At 70.5% G+C, this 20,171-nt stretch carries 19 protein-coding genes; 12 read left to right on the forward strand and 7 right to left on the reverse strand.

The genetic code is table 11. From position 1 onward, the window contains the following. The first annotated feature begins 56 nt into the window (after positions 1-56). The 10 genes from ABLE68_RS19175 to ABLE68_RS19220 all read left to right on the forward strand — a co-directional run bounded on the left by ABLE68_RS19175 (position 57) and on the right by ABLE68_RS19220 (position 10,925). Positions 57-1,028 carry a hypothetical protein gene (locus ABLE68_RS19175; RefSeq protein WP_348873528.1) on the forward strand — a complete coding sequence of 324 codons (972 nt, stop codon included), beginning with the start codon at positions 57-59 and terminating at the stop codon, positions 1,026-1,028. Between the two features lie 104 nt (positions 1,029-1,132). Next, a complete protein-coding gene (gene pafA, locus ABLE68_RS19180; protein WP_348873529.1) occupies positions 1,133-2,494 on the forward strand; it encodes a Pup--protein ligase in 1,362 nt (453 codons plus the stop codon). A 92-nt stretch (positions 2,495-2,586) separates the two neighbouring features. Next, positions 2,587-3,543, forward strand: a complete 957-nt coding sequence (locus ABLE68_RS19185) for an FKBP-type peptidyl-prolyl cis-trans isomerase (protein WP_348873530.1) — start codon at positions 2,587-2,589, stop codon at positions 3,541-3,543. Positions 3,544-3,556: 13 nt separating this feature from the next. Beyond that, entirely contained in the window at positions 3,557-4,537 is a 981-nt protein-coding gene (locus tag ABLE68_RS19190; protein WP_348873531.1) for a helix-turn-helix transcriptional regulator, read from the forward strand. Then, complete coding sequence (locus ABLE68_RS19195; protein WP_348873532.1) at positions 4,534-5,523, forward strand: helix-turn-helix transcriptional regulator; 990 nt, start codon at positions 4,534-4,536, stop codon at positions 5,521-5,523. The genes ABLE68_RS19190 and ABLE68_RS19195 overlap by 4 nt, the downstream gene beginning before the upstream one ends. Before the next feature lie 48 nt (positions 5,524-5,571). Then, on the forward strand, positions 5,572-5,868 hold the full coding sequence (tatA, locus tag ABLE68_RS19200) for a Sec-independent protein translocase subunit TatA (RefSeq protein WP_348873533.1): 297 nt from the start codon (positions 5,572-5,574) through the stop codon (positions 5,866-5,868). A 23-nt stretch (positions 5,869-5,891) separates the two neighbouring features. After that, positions 5,892-6,734 (forward strand): twin-arginine translocase subunit TatC, encoded by an 843-nt coding sequence (tatC, locus tag ABLE68_RS19205; protein WP_348873534.1) that lies wholly within the window; start codon positions 5,892-5,894, stop codon positions 6,732-6,734. Next, entirely contained in the window at positions 6,731-7,132 is a 402-nt protein-coding gene (locus ABLE68_RS19210; RefSeq protein ID WP_348873535.1) for a hypothetical protein, read from the forward strand. Before tatC ends, ABLE68_RS19210 begins: the two co-directional genes overlap by 4 nt. A 99-nt stretch (positions 7,133-7,231) precedes the next feature. Further along, positions 7,232-8,113: a diacylglycerol kinase gene (locus tag ABLE68_RS19215; RefSeq protein ID WP_348873536.1), complete on the forward strand. Its 882-nt coding sequence runs from the start codon at positions 7,232-7,234 to the stop codon at positions 8,111-8,113. Positions 8,114-8,123: 10 nt separating this feature from the next. Beyond that, positions 8,124-10,925, forward strand: coding sequence for a DEAD/DEAH box helicase (locus tag ABLE68_RS19220; RefSeq protein ID WP_348873537.1), 2,802 nt, complete (start codon positions 8,124-8,126; stop codon positions 10,923-10,925). A gap of 1 nt (position 10,926) precedes the next feature. Here the strand turns inward: ABLE68_RS19220 and ABLE68_RS19225 are convergent, their stop codons facing one another. Continuing rightward, positions 10,927-11,577, reverse strand: coding sequence for an NAD(P)H-binding protein (locus ABLE68_RS19225; RefSeq protein ID WP_348873538.1), 651 nt, complete (start codon positions 11,575-11,577; stop codon positions 10,927-10,929). Between the two features lie 45 nt (positions 11,578-11,622). Here ABLE68_RS19225 and ABLE68_RS19230 point away from each other — a divergent pair, with 45 nt between their 5' ends. Next, positions 11,623-12,756, forward strand: a complete 1,134-nt coding sequence (locus ABLE68_RS19230) for an FAD-dependent oxidoreductase (protein ID WP_348873539.1) — start codon at positions 11,623-11,625, stop codon at positions 12,754-12,756. Here the strand turns inward: ABLE68_RS19230 and ABLE68_RS19235 are convergent. Then, a complete protein-coding gene (locus ABLE68_RS19235; RefSeq protein WP_425475662.1) occupies positions 12,753-13,658 on the reverse strand; it encodes a 5'-3' exonuclease in 906 nt (301 codons plus the stop codon). The two genes, ABLE68_RS19230 and ABLE68_RS19235, sit on opposite strands and share 4 nt — an antisense overlap. A gap of 61 nt (positions 13,659-13,719) precedes the next feature. Here ABLE68_RS19235 and ABLE68_RS19240 point away from each other — a divergent pair, with 61 nt between their 5' ends. Then, positions 13,720-14,172 carry an Lrp/AsnC family transcriptional regulator gene (locus tag ABLE68_RS19240; protein ID WP_348873541.1) on the forward strand — a complete coding sequence of 151 codons (453 nt, stop codon included), beginning with the start codon at positions 13,720-13,722 and terminating at the stop codon, positions 14,170-14,172. Positions 14,173-14,281: 109 nt separating this feature from the next. Here ABLE68_RS19240 and ABLE68_RS19245 read toward each other — a convergent pair whose 3' ends face one another. Genes ABLE68_RS19245 through ABLE68_RS19265 form a run of 5 tightly spaced genes read right to left on the reverse strand, consistent with a single transcriptional unit; the run spans position 14,282 to position 20,153 of the window. Next, positions 14,282-15,748, reverse strand: coding sequence for a KamA family radical SAM protein (locus tag ABLE68_RS19245; RefSeq protein ID WP_348873542.1), 1,467 nt, complete (start codon positions 15,746-15,748; stop codon positions 14,282-14,284). A gap of 59 nt (positions 15,749-15,807) precedes the next feature. After that, positions 15,808-16,401: a GNAT family N-acetyltransferase gene (locus ABLE68_RS19250; RefSeq protein ID WP_348873543.1), complete on the reverse strand. Its 594-nt coding sequence runs from the start codon at positions 16,399-16,401 to the stop codon at positions 15,808-15,810. After that, on the reverse strand, positions 16,398-17,999 hold the full coding sequence (locus ABLE68_RS19255; protein WP_348873544.1) for an amidohydrolase: 1,602 nt from the start codon (positions 17,997-17,999) through the stop codon (positions 16,398-16,400). The genes ABLE68_RS19250 and ABLE68_RS19255 overlap by 4 nt, the downstream gene beginning before the upstream one ends. After that, positions 17,996-19,414 carry an AMP-binding protein gene (locus tag ABLE68_RS19260; protein ID WP_348873545.1) on the reverse strand — a complete coding sequence of 473 codons (1,419 nt, stop codon included), beginning with the start codon at positions 19,412-19,414 and terminating at the stop codon, positions 17,996-17,998. The genes ABLE68_RS19255 and ABLE68_RS19260 overlap by 4 nt, the downstream gene beginning before the upstream one ends. Then, positions 19,407-20,153, reverse strand: coding sequence for an enoyl-CoA hydratase/isomerase family protein (locus ABLE68_RS19265; protein WP_348873546.1), 747 nt, complete (start codon positions 20,151-20,153; stop codon positions 19,407-19,409). The genes ABLE68_RS19260 and ABLE68_RS19265 overlap by 8 nt, the downstream gene beginning before the upstream one ends. Positions 20,154-20,171 lie beyond the last annotated feature (18 nt).

The following is a 20,171-nucleotide window of genomic DNA, read 5'->3' on the forward strand; positions in this document are numbered from 1 at the left end:
CACAGGCCTGAGCGAGCGCTGTTTGTCCCAGGTCCGGTGCGCGCAGGTTGCGTGGCATGGATGAAGAAGACGACGACGCCCCGATCCGGGGCGAGGTGCGGCTGGCCAGCCACGAACGGATCAGCCACGGCCTCTACCGACGCAAACGACATGGCCTGACCTCGGACGACCAGTTCGTGCGCGAGCTCGAGTGCTATCAGCTGGTCCTTCCGGCGAACGCCGTTTTCACCCATCTGACGGGTGCCCGACTGCTCGGCTGGCAGCTGCCGAAGCTGCCGGAGCAGGTTCCGGTGTTCGCGGCTGTCGGCGTCAGGGATCCGAGACCGAGACGCCACGGCCTTCTCTGCTCCCGGCTGGTCCGCACGCCGCGGCCCCGTCGCGGGATGGGCGGCCTGCCCGTCGATGATCCGGAAGAGATCCTGCTGCGTGCCGCTCGGGACCTGGGCGTGCTCGACCTGGTCGTGCTGATCGACTCGGCACTCGCGAAGGGCCACCTCGACCGGCAGCGGATGGCTGAGCTCCTCGCGACCAGACGGCCCGGCGTTCGGATGCTGCGAGTTGCGTACGAGCTCTCCGACCACCGCGCGGAGTCCGGCCCCGAGACGGTCCTGAGGCTCTTCCACAGGGCGATCGCGGTGGGGGTGCAACCACAGGTGGAGCTCTTCGACGACCGAGGGACGTCGATCGGGCGGGTCGACCTGCTCGTGGTCGGCACGGCGTTCGTGCACGAGTACGACGGTGCCCACCACCGCGACCAGGCACAGCACCGTTCCGACCTGCGCCGTGAGAGGAGGTTCGCCGACTCGCCGTACGTCCGACGTGGGTTCACGTTGGACGACCTTCTCAACCACCCGGCGATCGCGATGCACGAGATCGACCGCACCCTGGACCGACCCCACGACCTGCGGCGGCTCGCCGTCTGGCGTCGGGTGGTCGACAACTCCCTCTACTCCGAGGTCGGACGTGAGCGCGTGATGAACCGGTGGCGTCGACAGCAAGGCATCATCGATTGGTCACGAACCGCATGAGCCGGCGCCCGTTTGTTGCGGTTGGTGACCAAACCGCAGCGCGCCAGCGCGCCGAGCCGCGACGAACACCCCCGGTTCGACCAACGTGCACCTAGGCTGATCACGTGGACCGGCGGATCTTCGGGATCGAGAACGAGTACGGCGTGACGTGCACGTTCAAGGGTCAGCGCCGTCTGAGCCCGGACGAGGTCGCTCGCTACCTGTTCCGCAAGGTCGTCAGCTGGGGTCGCAGCAGCAACGTCTTCCTCCGCAACGGGGCCCGGCTCTACCTTGACGTCGGCAGCCATCCCGAGTACGCCACCCCCGAGTGCGACGACATCACCGAGCTGGTGACCCACGACAAGGCGGGGGAGCGCGTCCTCGAAGGACTGCTCCTCGACGCCGAGCAGCGCCTCCACGACGAGGGCATCGCGGGCGAGATCTACCTCTTCAAGAACAACACCGACTCTGCCGGCAACTCCTACGGCTGCCACGAGAACTACCTCGTCGGCCGGGCCGGGGAGTTCTCCAAGCTCGCCGACGTGCTCATCCCGTTCCTGGTGACGCGCCAGATCATCGTCGGCGCGGGCAAGATCACCCAGACGCCCCGGGGTGCGACGTACTCCGTCAGCCAGCGCGCCGAGCACATCTGGGAGGGCGTCAGCAGCGCCACCACCCGCAGCCGGCCGATCATCAACACCCGCGACGAGCCGCACGCCGACGCCGAGAAGTACCGGCGCCTCCACGTCATCGTCGGCGACTCCAACATGAGCGAGACGACCACCATGCTCAAGGTCGCCAGCTGCGACCTGGTCCTGCGGATGATCGAGGAGGGCGTGGTGATGCGCGACCTCACGATGGAGAACCCGATCCGGGCGATCCGCGAGATCTCGCACGACGTCACTGGCCGCCGCAAGATCCGGCTCGCCAACGGCCGCGAGGCCAGCGCGCTCGACATCCAGCAGGAGTACCTCTCCAAGGCCCGCGACTTCGTCGACCGCCGCGAGATCAGTACGCCGGTCATCGAGCAGGCGCTCGACCTCTGGGAGCGCGGGCTCAAGGCGGTCGAGTCCGACGACCTGAGCCTGGTCGACCGTGAGATCGACTGGGTGATCAAGTGGAAGCTGATCGAGCAGTACCGCGCCAAGCACGGACTGCCGCTCGGCCACCCCCGCGTCGCCCAGCTCGACCTCGCCTATCACGACATCCACCGAGGTCGCGGGCTCTACTACCTCCTCGAGAAGCGCGGCATGGTCGAGCGCGTCACCACCGACCTCCGGATCTTCGAGGCCAAGTCGGTGCCGCCGCAGACCACCCGAGCGCGCCTGCGCGGCGAGTTCATCCGCAAGGCCCAGGAACGGCGGCGCGACTTCACCGTCGACTGGGTGCACCTCAAGCTGAACGACCAGGCCCAGCGCACGGTCCTCTGCAAGGACCCGTTCCGGGCGTACGACGAGCGGGTGCAGCGCCTCATCGACGGCATGTGAGCACCGCACAGCCGAACCTCAGGTTCGGCGGCTAGTGTGTCCCGCGCTGTTGCACCACCCCTGCTCCCGAGATCTTCAAAGGTGTGAAACCTGTGTCACGACGTCTCCGACGCCTCCCGATCCTGCTCCTGCCGCTGGTCATGATGACCGCGCTGTCCGCGTGCGGCAGTGACGACGGGAGCTCGTCCGACGGCTCCTCCTCGTCGTCCTCGGCCTCCACCGACGACCTCCACGGCATCTCCATCACCGGCGATGTCGGCAAGGAGCCCACGGTCACGTGGGACGGCAAGCTCGACGTCGACAAGACGGAGACCAGCGTCGTCACCGCCGGCGACGGCGACACCGTCGCCGAGGGTGACCAGGTCAACGCGCACCTGTGGATCGGCAACGGCACGACGCAGAAGAAGGCCTACAGCACGTACGACGCGGGCAAGCCCGAGACCGTCACCGCGAGCGACCAGCTCGCCCCGGTCTTCAAGGACGCGATCCTCGGTCAGAAGATCGGCTCCCGCGTGGCGGTGACCACCACCGCTGCCGACGCGTTCGGTGAGTCCGGCAACCCGCAGCTCGGGATCGGCAACCAGGACACCGTCCTGATCATCGTCGACATCATCGACCAGTACACCCCGCCGAAGCCGAAGGACGTCCCGTCCTCGCAGCTCCCCTCGCTGAAGATCGAGAAGGGTGACCCGGTCGGGTTCGACTTCTCCGGCATCGACGAGCCCAAGGCCGACGGTGACCTGCTGCGCAGCGTCATCAAGGAGGGCACCGGCGAGACGGTCACCACCGACATGACGATCAAGGCCGACTACCTCGGTGCGGTGTACGGCGCCAAGAAGCCCTTCGACGAGAGCTACTCCAAGGACCCGGTCGAGTTCGCGCTGACCGACGTCGTCCAGGGCTGGACCTACGGTCTCTCGGGGCTCAAGGTCGGCAGCCGCGTGATCCTCCAGATCCCGCCGTCGCTCGGGTACGGCGACCAGGCCCAGACCAACATCCCGGCCGGAAGCACGCTGTACTTCGTGGTCGACATCGTCTCGGCCAAGTAGCCTTCGGAGCCTGATGAGCAGCATGACGGTCCGGAAGAGCGAACGCCTGCTCAACCTGCTGATCATGCTGCTCGTCCAGCGCCACTTCGTCCCCAAGGAGCGGATCCGCGCGATCCTCTACCCCGACATGGGGGACGACGCGTTCGAGAAGATGTTCGAGCGCGACAAGGAGGAGCTGCGCAGCCTCGGCGTACCCATCGAGGTCGGCAGCCTGGACGCCTACTTCGACGACGAGCCCGGCTACCGGATCCGTCCCGACGAGTTCGCGCTGCCGGACATCTCGCTCACCGCGGACGAGGCGGCCGTCATCGGCCTGGCGACCCGGGTGTGGCAGCACGCCCGGCTCGCCGAGGCGACCACCGAGGCGGTCCGCAAGCTCACCGCCGCGGGGGTCGCGGTGGACGAGACCGCGCTCGACATCGCCGAGCCCCGGCTCAGTGCGGACGAGCCGTCGTTCGACGTCTTCTGGGAGGCGACCCAGGAGCGGACGCCGGTGGAGTTCGACTACCGCCGTGCCGGGGCCACCCGCACCAGCACCCGACGGCTCCAGCCCTGGGGCGTCGTGCGCTACTCCGGGCGTTGGTACGTCGTCGGCCTCGACACCGACCGCGGGGAGGAGCGGGTCTTCCGCCTGTCCCGCGTCCAGGGCGAGGCGCGCAAGGCCGGGGCGCCCGGCTCGTACGACGTCCCGGCCGGCACCGACGTACGCGCCACCACCGTGCGGCTCGCGCCCGCGCCCACCAGCGGTGAGGCGGTCGTCCTGGTCCGCACCGGTGCCGGAGTGGCGCTGCGGCGCGACGCCGTCTCGGTCGAGCGCGATGTCGCCGGACCGGACGACCGGAGCGGCTGGGACCGGCTCACGATCAGCCGCGGCGGCCCAGGGGTGGCCGACGAGCTGCTCGGCTACGGCGCGGACGTGTACGTCGAGGCGCCCGACGAGCTGCGACGGATCATGGTCGAGCGGCTGACCGCCGTCGTCGGGAGCACGGTATGAGCACGCCCGCGCCCGCCGGGGCCAAGGACCAGGTCGCCCGGCTGCTGACCCTGGTGCCGTTCCTGCACGCCTGGGGACAGGTGCGGCTCGACGTCGCCGCCGAGGCTCTCGGGGTGCCACCCGAGCAGGTGCTCTCCGATCTCAAGGTGCTGCTCATGTGCGGGCTGCCCGGCGGCTACCCCGACGACCTCATCGACGTCGACCTGGACGCGCTCGAGGGTCCCGACGCGACCGGCATGATCCGGGTGAAGAACGCCGACTACCTCGCCCGCCCCCTGCGGCTCACGCCGACCGAGGCCACGGCGATCATCGTGGCGCTCCGTGCTCTGCGCGGCAGCTCGGAGGCGGAGACCAGGGAGATCGTCGACCGTGCCCTGGCCAAGCTCGAGACAGCGGCGGCCGAGGGCTCGGCCAACGTCCAGATCGACCCGGGCGAGTCCCGCGGCGGGCCCGACCTGGTCCGCCTCGAGGCCGACCTGCGCCGGGCTGCCGCGACAGGTCGCCAGGTGCGCCTGCACTACTTCGTGCCGTCTCGCGACGAGATGTCCGAGCGCGTGGTCGACCCACGTGGAGTCGTCACCGCCCACGGGTTCGACTACCTCGACGCGTGGTGCCACAGCGCGGAGGCTCCCCGGTTGTTCCGGCTCGACCGGATCCAGGACGCCCAGGTGCTCGACACCCCGATCGCCACCGAGCCCCAGGAGCCCCGCGACGTCGGCCAGGGGCTGTTCCCGCGCTCACCGGAGACGACCGTCGTCACGCTCGAGCTCGACCCGGAGGCCCGGTGGATCGTGGAGTACTACCCCGTCGACGCCGTACGCAGCCGCCGCGGTGGCCGGCTCGAGGTCGACCTCGTGGTCGCCAACGAGCTCTGGCTGCGGCGGATGCTGCTGCGGCTCGCGCCCCACGCGCGGGTGCTCAGCCCCACGTCGTACGCCGAATCATTCACTGGGGCCGCACAGGCCACCCTCAGCCTGTACACCTAGCACGGCGTAGTATCTGAAGAGATCACAGACCTATACGTGAGGACGCACATGCTCCCGCTTCTCATCGGCGGCCTCGGCACTCCCGAGCTGCTGCTCATCCTGGCCGTCGTCGTGCTCCTCTTCGGCGCCACCAAGCTGCCCGAGCTCGCTCGGGGCAGCGGCCGTGCGCTGCGGATCTTCAAGGCGGAGACCAAGGGCCTGATGGACGACGACGAGGACGACAAGCCCGCCGCGGCCAAGACGGCCGAGCAGCGCGAGCTCGAGGCACGCCAGGCCGAGCTCGATGCCCGCCAGGCTGAGATCGACGCCGAGCGCGAGCGCCTGCGCGGCAACGACACCGCCTGACCTGCGGCGTCCCGGCTCCCACCTTGGCTATCAGCGGCGTCCTCGGCCTGTTCTCCGGTCGTCCACAGCACCCGATCGGTGCCGATGGCCGGATGGCGCTCTCGGACCACTTCCGGGAGCTGCGTGCGCGTTTGTTGCGCTCCGTCCTGGTCCTCGTCGTCGCGTTCTGCATCGCGCTCTTCTTCTACGACCAGCTCCTCGAGCTGATCCTGGTGCCCTACAACAAGGCCGTCGACCAGCTCGATCCCGAGACGAGGTCGGAAGCGGTCCTCAACGGCGTAGCCGCCGGTCTGCTTCTCCAGCTCAAGCTCTGCGGCGTCGCCGCACTCGTCGCCTCGAGCCCGTACTGGCTCTACCAGATCTGGGCCTTTATCGTCCCGGGCCTGCACCCGAGCGAGAAGAAGTGGACCCGGATCTTCGCCGCGGTCGCCGGCCCGCTGTTCATCGTCGGGGTGGCGGTCGGCTACTACGTGCTGCCGAAGGGCATCGCGGTCCTGATCGGCTTCACCCCTGTCGACGTCACCAACCTGGTCGAGTTCACCGAGTTCTTCTCGTTCATCAGCCGGATGCTGCTGGTCTTCGGCATCTCGTTCGAGATCCCGCTGTTCGTGATCATGCTCAACCTGGCCGGCGTGGTGAAGGGCAAGCAGATCGCGCGGTACCGCCCGTGGATCATCTTCGGCACCTTCGTCTTCGCCGCGGTCGCGACGCCGTCGACAGACCCGTTCTCGATGCTGTTCCTCGCGATCCCGATGTTGGTCCTGTTCCTCGTCGCCGAGGTGATCGCGAGATCCGTGGACAAGGCGCGCGGCCGCGACGCAGGCAGCACCGACCAATGGTCGGACGACGAGGTCTCGCCCCTGTGACGACGTCCGGCCTGACCGCGGTCGACCCCTTCGACCTGCCTGAGTGGCTGGGGGAGTGCGACGTCACCTGGTCCGCCGAGGGCGGGCTGCGCGCCGGCTCATCGGTCCCCGGCGGGCTGGTCGCTGACGACCACGACGTCCTCCCGTGCGACCTCCTCGCCGTGGACGACGCCTACCCGACCCCGGTGGCCACCGACGACGTCCGTCTGCGCGCTCACCAGGCCTGGCGCCACGGCGAGGTGTTCCTCGTCGACCGGGACGGCCGACTCACCCTGGCAGTGCCGGGTACGACGTTCTCCGCCGACCTGGTGCTCGACGCCGTCAGCCGGCTCGCCCGCGCCGTCGGCGCCTCCGCCGACCACTACTCCGTCCGGCTGCGGATCGGCCTCACGCGCTGAGCATGTGGTTTGGTCACCAACCGCAAGGTGGGAACGCTCCCGATTGCGGTTTGTGACCAAACCGCATGCCGGCGGCTGCGGATGGCTAGGGTCACCCCCGTGACCGGCAGCACCCGAGAGATCGCAGTCCTGACCAACCCGACATCGGGGAAGGGCAAGGGCGCGCGAGCGCGGGACGCGGCGGTGGAGCGGATGCGGGCGGCCGGGGTCAGCGTGCGGACCCTCGAGGGTCGCGACGCGGACGAGGCCCTCGACCTCGCGCACCAGGTCGTGGCCGACGGCGCCGAGACGCTGGTCATCGTCGGGGGCGACGGCATGGTGCACCTCGGCGTCCAGGCGCTCGCCAACACCCGGACCGCCCTCGGGATCATCCCCGCCGGGACGGGCAACGACGTCGCGCGCTACTTCGACCTCCCGCGCAAGGACCCCGTCGCCGCGGCCGACCGGGTGCTCAACGGCGAGAAGCGCACGGTCGACCTGGCCCGCAGCGGCAGCAAGTTCTTCACGACCGTCCTGTGTGCCGGCTTCGACGCCATCGTCAACGAGCGCGCCAACCGGATGACCTGGCCCAAGGGGCAGATGCGCTACAACATCGCGACCCTCGCCGAACTCCGCACCTTCGAGCCGATCCCGTACACCCTCGACCTCGACGGCGAGCAGCTGTCCTTCGAGGCGATGATGGTCTCGGTCGGCAACGGGCCGTCGTTCGGCGGTGGCCTCCGCATCACCGAGGGCGCGCTGCTCGACGACGGGATGCTCGACGTCGTCATCATCAAGCCGATGAGCAAGCCGAGCCTGGTCAAGACCTATCCCAAGCTGTTCAAGGGCACCCACGTCACCCATCCGAAGTACGAGCACCACCGGGTCCGCTCGGTCACCGTCGCGGCGCCCGGGATCGTCTCGTACGCCGACGGCGAGCGTTTCGGAGCGCTGCCGCTCACCGTGGAGTGTGCGCCGGGAGCGTTGACGGTCCTCGCGTAGGTTTGGGCGTATGAGCACCGCGGACGACCAGGAACTCTCCCCGTCCGAGCGGTACGCCGACTACCGCGCCGGTCGCAAGCACCCGGTGCTGCGGAGCTTCACCGACCTCTACGACTTCCCGCTCGACGACTTCCAGGTCCGCGCCTGCCAGGAGATCGAGGACGGGCGCGGTGTCCTGGTCGCGGCACCGACCGGGTCCGGCAAGACCATCGTCGGCGAGTTCGCCATCCACCTGGCCCTCGAGACCGGCCGCAAGTGCTTCTACACGACCCCGATCAAGGCGCTCTCCAACCAGAAGTACAACGACCTGGTCGCCCGCTACGGCTCCGACCAGGTCGGCCTGCTCACCGGCGACAACGTCGTCAACGGCGAGGCGCCGATCGTGGTGATGACCACCGAGGTGCTCCGCAACATGCTGTACGCCGGTTCGCGGACCCTCCTGGGTCTCGGGTTCGTCGTCATGGACGAGGTGCACTACCTGGCCGACCGGGCGCGCGGCGCGGTCTGGGAGGAAGTGATCATCCACCTCCCCGAGTCGGTCTCCCTGATCTCGCTCTCCGCGACCGTCTCCAACGCCGAGGAGTTCGGCGAGTGGCTCGAGACCGTCCGTGGCGACACGGTCACGATCGTCGAGGAGCGCCGGCCGGTCCCGCTCTACCAGCACGTGATGGCCGGCAGGCGCCTGCTCGACCTCTTCGCCTCCTCCGACGTGGATGCGGCGGCCGGCTTCGTCAAGGAGGGCGCACCGGTCAACGACGAGCTGGTCAAGCTCGCCCGTGACGACTGGGCCAGCAACCGGATGAAGGACCGTCGTACGCCGCGGGGCCGCTCCGCACCAGGCCGCGGTGGCGGCAAGCAGGTCGGCAACGGACGGCGGATCTGGATCCCCAGCCGGGCGGACGTGATCGACCGGCTCGACCGCGACGGGCTGCTGCCCGCGATCGTCTTCATCTTCAGCCGGGTCGGGTGCGACGCCGCGGTCACGCAGTGCCTCAGCGCCGGCATCCGGCTCACCACACCCGAGGAACGCGACGCGATCTACCAGTACGTCGAGGAGTCCTGCCGCAACCTCCCCGAGGACGACCGGCACGCCCTGGGCTACCACGACTTCCTCGACGCCCTGACCCGCGGCATCGCCGCCCACCACGCCGGGATGCTGCCCGCCTTCAAGCAGTGCGTCGAGGAGCTCTACATCCGCGGGCTGTGCAAAGTGGTCTTCGCGACCGAGACCCTCGCGCTCGGCATCAACATGCCTGCTCGCACGGTCGTCATCGAGAAGCTCAGCAAGTGGAACGGCGAGACCCACGCCGACATCACGCCGGGGGAGTACACCCAGCTCACCGGCCGCGCCGGTCGCCGCGGTCTCGACGTCGAGGGCCACGGCGTCGTCCTGTGGCAGCAGGGCATGAACCCCCGGGAGCTGGCCGGCCTGGCCTCCACCCGCACCTATCCGCTGCGCTCGTCGTTCCGGCCGTCGTACAACATGGCGGTCAACCTCGTGCACCAGTTCGGCCGGGAGAAGTCCCGCCAGCTCCTCGAGCAGTCCTTCGCGCAGTTCCAGGCGGACAAGGCGGTCGTCGGCCTCGCCCGCCAGCTGCGCAAGAGCCAGGACGCCCTCGACGGCTACCGCGAGGCCGCGACCTGCCACCTCGGCGACTTCATGGAGTACGCCGAGCTCCGTCGCAAGATCAGCGACGCCGAGAAGGGCGCCAGCAAGTCCCGTCGCAGCGACCGTCGCGAGGAGGCCATGGCATCGCTGCGCGAGCTCAAGCCGGGCGACGTGATCATGGTCCCCACCGGCAAGTTCGCCGGCTTCGCCGTCGTCATCGACCCGGGCTGGTCGCCCGAGGGACCCCGTCCGTACGTCGTCACGGCCGACCGGCAGGCGCGGCGGCTCGCGATGATCGACTTCCCGGAGCCGGTCGAGGCCGTCACCCGGCTGAAGATCCCGAAGAGCTTCAACGGCCGCAACCCGCAGATGCGCCGCGACCTGGCCGCGGCCCTCCGCAGCCGCACCCACGACCTCACCCCGCCGCCGCCATCGGCCAGGAAGAGCAAGGACCCGTCCCGCGGCCCCGTCGACGACCAGATCGCGGCCCTGCGCGCCCAGCTCAAGGCGCACCCGTGCCACGAGTGCGCCGACCGCGAGGAGCACGCCCGGTGGGCCGAGCGCTACTTCAAGCTCGACCGTGACGCGCAGACCCTCAAGCGGCGGGTCGAGCAGCGCACCAACACCGTCGCCCGCCAGTTCGACCGGGTCTGCGAGGTCCTGACTGCGCTCGACTACCTCGAGGGTGACACCGTCACCGACCGCGGCCGCCGGCTGCGCCGTCTCTACTCCGACATGGACCTCGTCGCAGCCGAGTCGATGCGCCAGGGGCTCTGGGACGAGCTCTCCGCGTCCGAGCTCGCCGCGGCACTGTCGGTGCTGGTCTTCGAGTCCCGCCGCCCCGACGACGCCTCGTCGCCGCGGATCCCGGGCGGTCGCGTGCGCGAGGTCATCGGCGAGATGGTCAAGCTGTGGGGGAGCCTCGACGCGCTCGAGCGGCAGCACAAGCTCGACTTCCTCCGCCAGCCCGACCTGGGCTTCGCCTGGGTCGCCTACCGGTGGGCCGAGGGGGACGACCTCGACGCTGTGCTCGAGGTCAGCGACCTCGCCGCCGGCGACTTCGTGCGCTGGATGAAGCAGCTCATCGACCTGGCCGGGCAGGTCGCCGACGCTGCGGGCGAGGCCCCGCTGCGGGAGACCGCCCGCGACCTCGTCCGCCAGCTGCGGCGCGGCGTGGTCGCCTACACGGCGCTCGCCGACTGACCTAGGCGCGGACGGCGTCGGCGACCGGCGTCTCGCCGTTCACGAGCGCCCACTGCTTGCCGACGGTGCTGTCGGCGTCGAGCACCGCGGCAACCACTGCTGCGACGTCGGCACGGGACACGTCACCACGAGCGACGTCCTCGCCCAGGGACACGAGCCCGGTGCCAGGGTCGTCGGTGAGCCGGCCGGGCCGGATGATCGTCCAGGCCAGCCCGCTCGCGCGCAGCGCGGCGTCGGCGTCGCGCTTCGCCTCGACGTACGCGCGCCACACGTCGGAGGTGTCATCGGGCAGCGGGTCGTCCACGCCGATCGCGGACACCTGCACGAACCGGTCGATGCCGGCGATCTTCGCGCCCTCGATCGACTTCAGCGACCCCTCGAGGTCGACGGTGCGCTTGCGCTCGATGTTGCCGTCCGCGCCGCCGCCGGCGGCGAAGACGACCGCGGAGCAACCCGTGAACGCCGCCGCGAACGCGTCGGCGCCGTCCTGCTCGATGTCGAGGATCCGCACCGCGGCACCGAGGCCCTCGAGCTCCTCGCGGTACTCCTCCTTCCGCACCAGGGCGACCGCGTCGTGGTCCGTCCGGCGCAGCACGTGGAGGAGTTGGATGGCCACCTTGCCGTGGCCGCCGACGATCGCGATCTGAGTCATGCCAACCACGGTACGAGCCCCGCGGTTGCGGCGTACCGTTCGAGCGTGGTCACCGAACGCACCGACTTGCTCGTCATCGGAGCCGGCCCCTACGGCTACGCCGCCGCGGCGTACGCCGGGGACCGTGGCATCGACACCCACGTCGTCGGCCTGCCGCTCTCCTTCTGGCGCGACCAGATGCCGTCCGACATGTACCTCCGCTCCGGGTTGGACTGGTACCTCGACGCGAACCGCGAGCACACCTTCGCGGCGTACGCCGAGGAGCACGGGATCGCCCCGGCCGACGTCGACCCGATCCCGATCGACGTGTGGCTCGACCACGCGGAGTGGTTCGCCCGGCAGAAGGGTCTGGCGGCCGACCCGCGCCTGGTCGCCGACCTGACCAAGCCGAACGGCTCCTTCGTCGCCGAGATGGCCGACGGCAGCCGGATCGAGGCGGAGAAGGTGCTCGTCGCCCCGGGCGTCGGCTACTTCGCGCAGCGGCCCGACTGGCACGCGCGGGTGCCCGCGGAGCGGCAGTCGCACACGCTCGACCGGGTCACCTTCGACGACCTGTCCGGTGCCCGGGTGGCGGTCATCGGTGGCCGGCAGAGCGCCTACGAGTGGGCGGCGCTGCTGTGCGACCACGGCGCGGAGCGGGTCGACGTGGTGCACCGCCACCCGACGCCGGCCTTCGAGCGGGTGAGCTGGGGGTTCGTGGACGCGTACGTCGACCAGACGCTCGCCCAGCGGGGCTGGTGGCGCAGCCTGTCGGCCGACGAGCGGGCCGGCATCGCGCAGGAGTTCTGGCAGGTCGGGCGGCTGACGCTCGAGCACTGGCTGGTCCCGCGGCTCCGGCCCGAGGTGGTGCACTCACATGGACAGTGCGCGGTCACCGACGTCGAGGGCGACGGGCCGGTCCGCCTGACGCTCTCGGACGGCGATGTGCTCGAGGTCGACCACGTCGTCTTCGCCTCCGGCTACAAGCCGGACATCGCCCGGGTGCCCTACCTCACCGGGGTGCTCGACCGGGTCCAGTCCACGGAAGGCTTCCCGGACCTCTCCGAGGGCTTCGAGACGAGCCTGCCGGGGCTGTACACCGTCGGGTTCCTCGCGACCAAGGACTTCGGGCCCTTCTACGGCTTCACGAAGGGCTGCCCGTCGGCCGCGAAGATCGTGGTCGACGAGATGGTGGGCTAGCGGGCCAGCAGGACCTCGGTGAGCCGCTGCACGGGGCTCTCGATGCCCCACTTCGTGCCGAGCTCGGCGACGCGGGCCAGGTCGCGCGGCTCGGACGGGAGCCGCGTGTCGGGGGAGCCGAGCTCGAGGTCGCGGGCCACCGCGACGACCTGGGGTGCGACCGCGAGGTAGTCGGCCGCGGCCTTGATCTTGCCGCGCGGCCCCGGCCCCATGTCGCCGTCCGGGTCGAGCGCGGCCGCGACGATGCCGTCAATGTCGCCGAACCGGTTGAGCAGCGTGGCCGCGGTCTTGTCGCCGACGCCCGCGACACCGGGCAGCCCGTCCGAGGCGTCACCGCGGAGCGTCGCGAAGTCGGCGTACTGGCGGGCGTCGACGTCGTACTTCGCCCGCACCCAGTCGTTGGTGACCCGCTCGTGGTTGCCGACGCCGCGCGCGATGTAGAGGACCCGCACGTCGGCCTGGTCGTCGACGAGCTGGAAGAGGTCGCGGTCGCCGGTGACGATGTCGACGGGCTGCTTCGCCTGCGCGGCGAGGCTGCCGATGACGTCGTCGGCCTCGTAGCCGTCGATCCCCTTCACGCAGAGACCGAAGGCGTCGAGGACGTCGAGGATGATCGGCACCTGCACCTCGAGCGGGTCGGGCACCTCCTCGACGTCGGGGGCGTCGGTGCGCTCCGCGACCACCCGGTGGGCCTTGTACGACGGGAGCAAGTCGACCCGCCACTGCGGGCGCCAGTCGTTGTCCCAGCAGCAGACGAGGTCGGTCGGACCGTAGTCACCGACCAGCCGGGAGATGAAGTCGAGGAACCCGCGGACCGCGTTGACGGGAGTGCCGTCCGGCGCCTTGATCTCGGGTACGCCGAAGAACGCGCGGAAGTACATGGACGCACTGTCGAGGAGCATCAGACGCCCCGGCTGGTCTGTCACCCGCCAGATCCTGCCATGCGCCGCTAGTCTGTCCGCCGTGAGCCAGTCCGAACTCGAAGCCACTGACCGGAAGATTCTCGAGCTTCTCGCCAATGACGGCCGGATGTCTTTCACCGACCTGGGCAAGGCGACGGGACTTTCGACGTCGGCCGTCCACCAGCGGGTGAAGCGACTCGAGTCGCGCGGACTGATCCTCGGCTACGGCGCGACGATCGACCACGAGCAGCTCGGGCTGCCGCTGACGGCGTTCATCTCGATCCGACCGATCGACCCCTCGCAGCCGGACGACTCGCCCGAACGCGTCCGCGGCATCCCGGAGATCGAGTCGTGCTGGTCGGTCGCCGGCGACGAGTCCTACATCCTGAAGGTGCGAGTCGGCATGCCCACCGACCTCGAGGACCTGCTCGCCCGGATCCGGGCGGCCGCCAACGTCTCCACCCGCACCACGATCGTGCTCTCCACGCCGTACGAGAACCGCCCCGTCACCTGACCGCGGGCCGCCCGGGCGTTGCGGTTTGGTCACCAACCGCAACATCGGAGCGCTCCCACGTGCGGTTTGTGACCAAACCGCATGCCCACGGGCGTGCGGGAGGGCGGACCTACCAGGCCTGGAGCGCAGCCGTACGACGCGACGCCTCGGCCACCTCGGCGGCCTTGAGAGCGGACTCGTCGAGGTCGGCGTGCTCGGCCCACCACTGCTGGCCCGACTCGGGCAGCGTGTGGATCGGGTCGTAGTACTCGTAGGTCCGCTCGAGGGCGTCGGCCGCCGTGGCCTCGATCGAGGTCCGGTAGTTCTTGGTCCAGTAGGAGATGCCGCGCTCGGTGTCGTAGGACGACAGCTGGTGCACCCAGCGCTTGCCGACGAACGGCACGTCGCAGACGATCCGCGGGGTCGCGAAGCCCGGCAGGTAGCCCATGATGTGGTGCTGCAGCCGCTGCGCGTCGGCGACCGAGACCCGCCAGTGCTCCGAGTAGGGGATCAGGTCGCACATGTAGAAGTAGTACGGCATGATCTGCGCGCCATCGAGCAGCCGGAAGCACAGGTCGAGCAGCGCGTGCGGGTCGGCGTTGACGCCGTTGAGCAGCACGCCCTGGTTGCGGACGTCGCGGATGCCGGCGTCGAGCATCGCCCGCGTGGCCTTCGCGACGAGCGGCGTGATCGAGTTGGCGTGGTTGGCGTGGGTGTGGATGGCGACCGAGACCCCGCGCGAGCGCGACATCGTGCCGATCCGGGTCATCCCCTCGACGACGTCGTCCTGCAGCCAGTGGTGGGGGAGACCGACCAGGGCCTTGGTGGCCAGCCGGATGTCGCGGATGTTCTCGATCGCGAGCAGCTCGGTCAGGAACGCCTCGAGCCGCGGCCACGGCATGTTGGCCACGTCGCCGCCGGAGACGACCACGTCGCGCACCTGCGGCGTACGGCGCAGGTAGTCGAGCATGTCGCCGAGCCGGTCGTTGGGCTTGCCGACGAACTTCAGCTTGTCGATGGTCGGGGTCGAGTTGCCGACCAGGTCCATCCGGGTGCAGTGGCCGCAGTACTGCGGGCAGGTCGGCAGCAGCTCGGCGAGCACCTTGGTCGGGTAGCGGTGCGTCAGCCCCTCGGTCGCCCACATGTCGTGCTCGTGCAGCGAGTCGCGGGTGGCGTGCGGGTGCGACGGGAAGTCGGTACGTCGGTCCGAGAAGACCGGGATCATGTAGTGGCGGACCGGGTCGGCGTAGAACGCCTCGGTCAGCGAGCCGGGGCCACCGGGGGTCTCGTGCGGCAGCATCGTGTTCATCATCTGCGGCGGCACGAGCATCGACATCGTCGCCCGCTCGGACTGGTCGCGCTCCAGGTCGGCGTAGAAGCGCTCGTCGACGAGGTCGCCGAGCAGCTCGCGGAGCTGCTTGACGTTCTTGATGCAGTGGGCGCGCTGCCACTGGACGGACTCCCACTCCGCGGTGGTGACGTCCTTCCAGCCCGGGAAGCGGGTCCAGTCGGGCTCCACCAGCTCGACGCGACGGTAGGGGTAGGGCTGACCGGTCTCGCCCTCGACGAGGGACGCGATCGACGTCTCGATGCTCATGCCCGCAAGGGTGACAAAGATATTGCGGCGATGCAAACACATCGCCGCATGTTCTCCTGTCAGAGAAGAGAACTGGCCAGTAACGTCCGGCGTACGACGGGATCGTCGGCAGCCAGCCCGTAGCGGTGCCGGAACACGCCCTCAACCACGGCGCGCAGCGTCGCGTCGTCGCCGTCTCCGAGCGGCGCGTCCATGAGCAGCAGCTGCGGGGCGTGCCCGTCGTCGTGCGGCGGGAAGTACTCCCGCACCGGGTGCAGCCGCCCGCCCAGGCGCTCGTAGAAGACGATCCGCCGACGGTGCTCGTCCTCGTGCTCGGGGGAGATGCCGGGCTCGGCCGGGTCCTCGACGTCCCAGATGAGACGCGTCCTGCCCTCGCCCGCGAGCAGCGCCGTGAGCGACGCCCACATCAGCGAGCCGATGCCCTGACCGCGACGGCCCACGGCGTAGAACCGCAGGAACGTCCACGTGGTCTCCGGCAGGTCGCGCACCAGGGCGAACCCCGCCGGGCCGTCCTCGTCCAGCAGCACGAGCATCCGATCGGCGAAGAGGTCCGTGAACGGCGCCTGCAGCTCGTCGGGGAACGCATCGACGTAGATGCGCTCGACCGCCTCCAGCTCACCAGGAGAGAGGCTCGCGGCCTCGACGAGCCTCATCGCTCCCACACGACCTCTCCGGCGAGCACGGTGCGGAGCACCTCGATGTCCTTGATCCTGGACGGATCCACGGTCGCCGGGTCGTCCGACAGCACGGCGAGGTCGGCGTACTTCCCGACGGCGACGGTGCCCCGGTCCGCCTCCGCGTGGGAGGCGTACGCCGAACCCAGCGTGTACGCCGTCAGCGCCTCCAGCCCGGTGATGGCCTCCTCGGGGCCGCAGGGCTGCCCGCCGTCGGTCAGCCGGTTGACCATGTCGTGGATGCCGCGCAGGGGAGCGCCGTCGACCACCGGTCGGTCCGAGCTCCCGGGCGGGGTGATGCCCGCGTCGAGCAGGGACCGGTAGCGGTAGGCCCACCCGGCACGCTCCGAGCCGAGGGCGCGCAGCATGCCGTCGCCGATCTCGCCGACGAAGCGCCCCTGCGGCACCGGCACCACCCCCAGCGCGGCCGCGCGCGCCACCTGGTCGGGACGCGAGACCCCGAAGTGCTCGATCCGGTGGCGTACGTCGTGGCGCGGCCAGCGTTCCTGGGCCTCGGCGACCGCATCGAGCACCAGGTCGATCGCGGCATCACCGATCGCGTGGGCCGCGACCCGCCACCCCGACCGGTGGGCGTCGAGGATCCGGGTGCGCAGGGCGTCGGCGTCGTCCTGGAGGAAGCCGCGCTCGCCGGGGGTGTCGGCGAAGTCCTCGGTCATCGCGCAGGTGTGGCCGATCAGGGAGCCGTCGCTGAAGATCTTGGTCGGCCCGATCCGGAGCCGGTCGTCGCCGAGACCCGTCCGGATGCCGAGGTCGAGCCCGAGGACGAGCCCGTCGGACTCGTGAGCAGGGAGCTCGTGCAGCGCGTCGGCGGCCACCATCAGCTCGACCCGCACCGGCAGCCGGCCGGAGTCGCGTGCGAGCTGGTAGGCCGCGACCTCGACCGGGCTCTTCCCGATCCAGCCACCACCGACGCCGGCCTCGACCACGCTGGTGATGCCCTGCGCGAGGTAGACCTGCCCGGCGCGCTCGATGGCATCCACCAGGGACGCCACGGGGTAGGGGAGGACCAGCCGGTTGAGCAGCTGCTGGGCCTGCTCCTGGAGCAGCCCGGTCGGCCGCCCGGTGTCGTCGGTGACGACGAGGCCACCCGACACCTCCACGGGCGCGTCCGCGATGCCGAGCTCCGCGAGCAGCGGCCCGTTGACGACGCACATGTGGCCCGAGGTGTGCCGCAGCCAGACGTTGCGGCCGGGCGCTGCCCGGTCGAGCGCGTCGCGGGTCGGGTGCCCGCCGATCTTGTTCTCGTCGTAGCCGGCGCCGACCACCCACTCACCGGGAGGCAGCTCGGCGGCCCGGGCCGCGACCGCGTCGTACAGCGCGTCGAGCGACGACACCCGGAGGTCCACCTCGGCGAGGGACAGGCCGTACCACGCCATGTGGTTGTGGGCGTCGTGGAAGCCGGGCGTGACGACGGCCCCGTCCAGATCGATCGTTCGATCGGCGGGCACGTCCTCGAGGGCGACGACCCGGTCCCGCCAGATCGCCACGGCCGGAGCGACGGCGTCCCCGTCGACGGTCCGCACCCGTGCGTTCGTCAGCAGCAGGTCGGCCTTCACAGCTTGCTCTTCTCGACCCGGTGTGACGCGGTCAGCGGCAGGTCGTCGCGGAACTCCCAGAAGCGCGGCACCTTGAACGACGCGAGCCTCTCGGTGCACCAGGCCGCCAGCTCCTCCTCGGAGGCGTCCGGCGCCACGACGTACGCCTTGACCTCCTCGCCGCGGATGTCGTCGGGCACGCCGACCACGGCGGCCAGCCGGACGGCGGGGTGGGAGAGGAGCACCTCCTCGACCTCGCGAGCTGCGATGTTCTCGCCGGAGCGCCGGATCATGTCCTTGAGCCGGCCCTGGAGGTAGACGCGGCCCTGGTCGTCGACGCGGGCCAGGTCGCCGGTTGGGAACCAGCCGTCGACGAACGGGTCGGGGTGGCCGAGGTAGCCGTCCATCATCCCGGCGCCGCGCAGCCACATCTGACCGCCGTCGTCGATGCGCACCTCGCGGTGCGCTGCCGGACGACCCAGGCATCCGCTTCCGACGAGCTCGTCGTGGTCGTCGGGCGACACCCGGATGTCGGCGCCGGTCTCGGTCATCCCGAACGCCTCGAACCACGGCGCACCCCAGCGCTTCTCGAGCTCGGCGTGCAGCGACGGCGGGATCGCCGAGCACTGCACGGCGCGCACCCGGTGCTCCCGGTCGAGGTGGTCGGGCGGCATCCGCAGCAGCAGCGTCGGCATCGCGGCCAGGCAGTAGAAGTACGTCACGCCATGGCGGCGCACCTGGTCCCAGAAGGTCGACGGGTGGAAGCCGTCGAGCACGACCAGGTGGGCGCCGGCGCTCAGCGCGGTGACCATGTTCCACATCGGGTCGATGTAGTGGAACGGCTGCGCGGTCAGCATCACGTCGTCGCTCCCGATGCGCGGGAACTCGTCCACCAGGCTGGTGGCCAACGTGGTCCAGTAGCGGTGCGAGAGCAGGCAGCCCTTCGGGCGCCCGGTCGTGCCGGAGGTGTACTGCACGTTGACGATCGCCGCCGGGTCGACCGGTCCCTGCGCGAAGTCACGCTCAGGGGAGAGGTCGTCGACGAGGTGCACCGTAGGCGGGCGGTCGAGCCGCCGGAGGAGGTCGGCGTACGCCGCGCTCGTGACTGCGACACGCACGCCGGCGTCGTCGAGGAGGTGTTGGGCGTCGACGGAGCGGTAGCGCACGTTGAGCGGGACGATCGCCGCTCCGAGACGCGTGAGCGCCAGCCAGGTCACCGGGAACTCCGGCTGGTTGTCGAGCATCACGGCGACCCGGTCGCCGGCCTCCACGCCGCGCTCGCGGAGCGCCTGCGCAACGGCTGCGGTGCGGAGCTCGACCTCGTCGAAGGTGAGGGTCACCTCGACGCCCTCGGCGTCGACGAAGGTCCACGCCGGTCGGTCGGGCCACCGGGCGGCGGCGTGCAGCAGCCGGGAGACGAGGGTGGTGTCAGGCACGCGTGAACGCCTCCTTGGGTGCGGCACCCTCGCCCGACATGGAGGTGATGATCGCGTGGTCGACCTCGCGGGCCATCGCCTCGTCGATCGTCGAGTCCAGGCCCTGGTCGAGCACCTGCTTGGCGAGGTTGACCGAGACCGCCGGCCGCTCGGCGATCCGCTGGGCCAGCTCGAGCGCGACCTGCTCGTGCTCACCGGTGGGTACGACGCGGGCGACCAGCCCGATCCGGGCCGCCTCGGTCCCGTCCACCCGTTCGCCGAGGAGCAGCAGCTCCTTCGCGCGTGCCCAGCCGACCAGCACCGGCAGCAACCGGGAGATGCCGCCGGTGACGCTGAGTCCGACGCTCACCTCGGGGAAGCCGAACTGCGCGTCCTCGCCGGCCACGACGAGATCGCAGGCCAGTGCGAACTCGCAGCCCGCGCCGAGCGCGTAGCCGTGCACCGCTGCGACGACCGGCCCGGGGAAGCGGCGTACCAGCCGGGTGACCTCCTGGATGTCCTCGAGACGGGCCCGGGTCTGGACGGGGTCCTCGACCGGTTCGGGCTCCTTCAGGTCGTGCCCCGCGCAGAAGGCCCGACCCCGACCGGCGATCACGACCGCGCGTGCGCCTTCGGCGGTGGCGCGCGCGAGCGCCGCGGCGAGTCCCTCCGTCAGCGCGGTGTTGACGGCGTTGAGCCGCTCGGGCCGGTTCAGGTGGACCAGCGCGACCGCACCGTCCCTGGCGTATTCGACCTCCACGGAGGCCTCCTTCTGTCC

The sequence above is a fragment of the Nocardioides pollutisoli genome, assembly GCF_040045055.1.
Classification (GTDB): domain Bacteria; phylum Actinomycetota; class Actinomycetes; order Propionibacteriales; family Nocardioidaceae; genus Nocardioides; species Nocardioides tweenelious.

Excerpts from the sequence above, each read along its gene's own strand:
- ABLE68_RS19175 (WP_348873528.1), top strand. The coding sequence starts at position 57 with ATGGATGAAGAAGACGACGACGCCCCGATCCGGGGCGAGGTGCGGCTG.
- ABLE68_RS19250 (WP_348873543.1), bottom strand. The coding sequence starts at position 16,401 with ATGAGGCTCGTCGAGGCCGCGAGCCTCTCTCCTGGTGAGCTGGAGGCG.
- ABLE68_RS19235 (WP_425475662.1), bottom strand. The coding sequence starts at position 13,658 with ATGCTCCTCGACAGTGCGTCCATGTACTTCCGCGCGTTCTTCGGCGTA.
- ABLE68_RS19220 (WP_348873537.1), top strand. The coding sequence starts at position 8,124 with ATGAGCACCGCGGACGACCAGGAACTCTCCCCGTCCGAGCGGTACGCC.
- ABLE68_RS19225 (WP_348873538.1), bottom strand. The coding sequence starts at position 11,577 with ATGACTCAGATCGCGATCGTCGGCGGCCACGGCAAGGTGGCCATCCAA.
- ABLE68_RS19245 (WP_348873542.1), bottom strand. The coding sequence starts at position 15,748 with ATGAGCATCGAGACGTCGATCGCGTCCCTCGTCGAGGGCGAGACCGGT.
- tatA (WP_348873533.1), top strand. The coding sequence starts at position 5,572 with ATGCTCCCGCTTCTCATCGGCGGCCTCGGCACTCCCGAGCTGCTGCTC.
- ABLE68_RS19195 (WP_348873532.1), top strand. The coding sequence starts at position 4,534 with ATGAGCACGCCCGCGCCCGCCGGGGCCAAGGACCAGGTCGCCCGGCTG.
- ABLE68_RS19190 (WP_348873531.1), top strand. The coding sequence starts at position 3,557 with ATGAGCAGCATGACGGTCCGGAAGAGCGAACGCCTGCTCAACCTGCTG.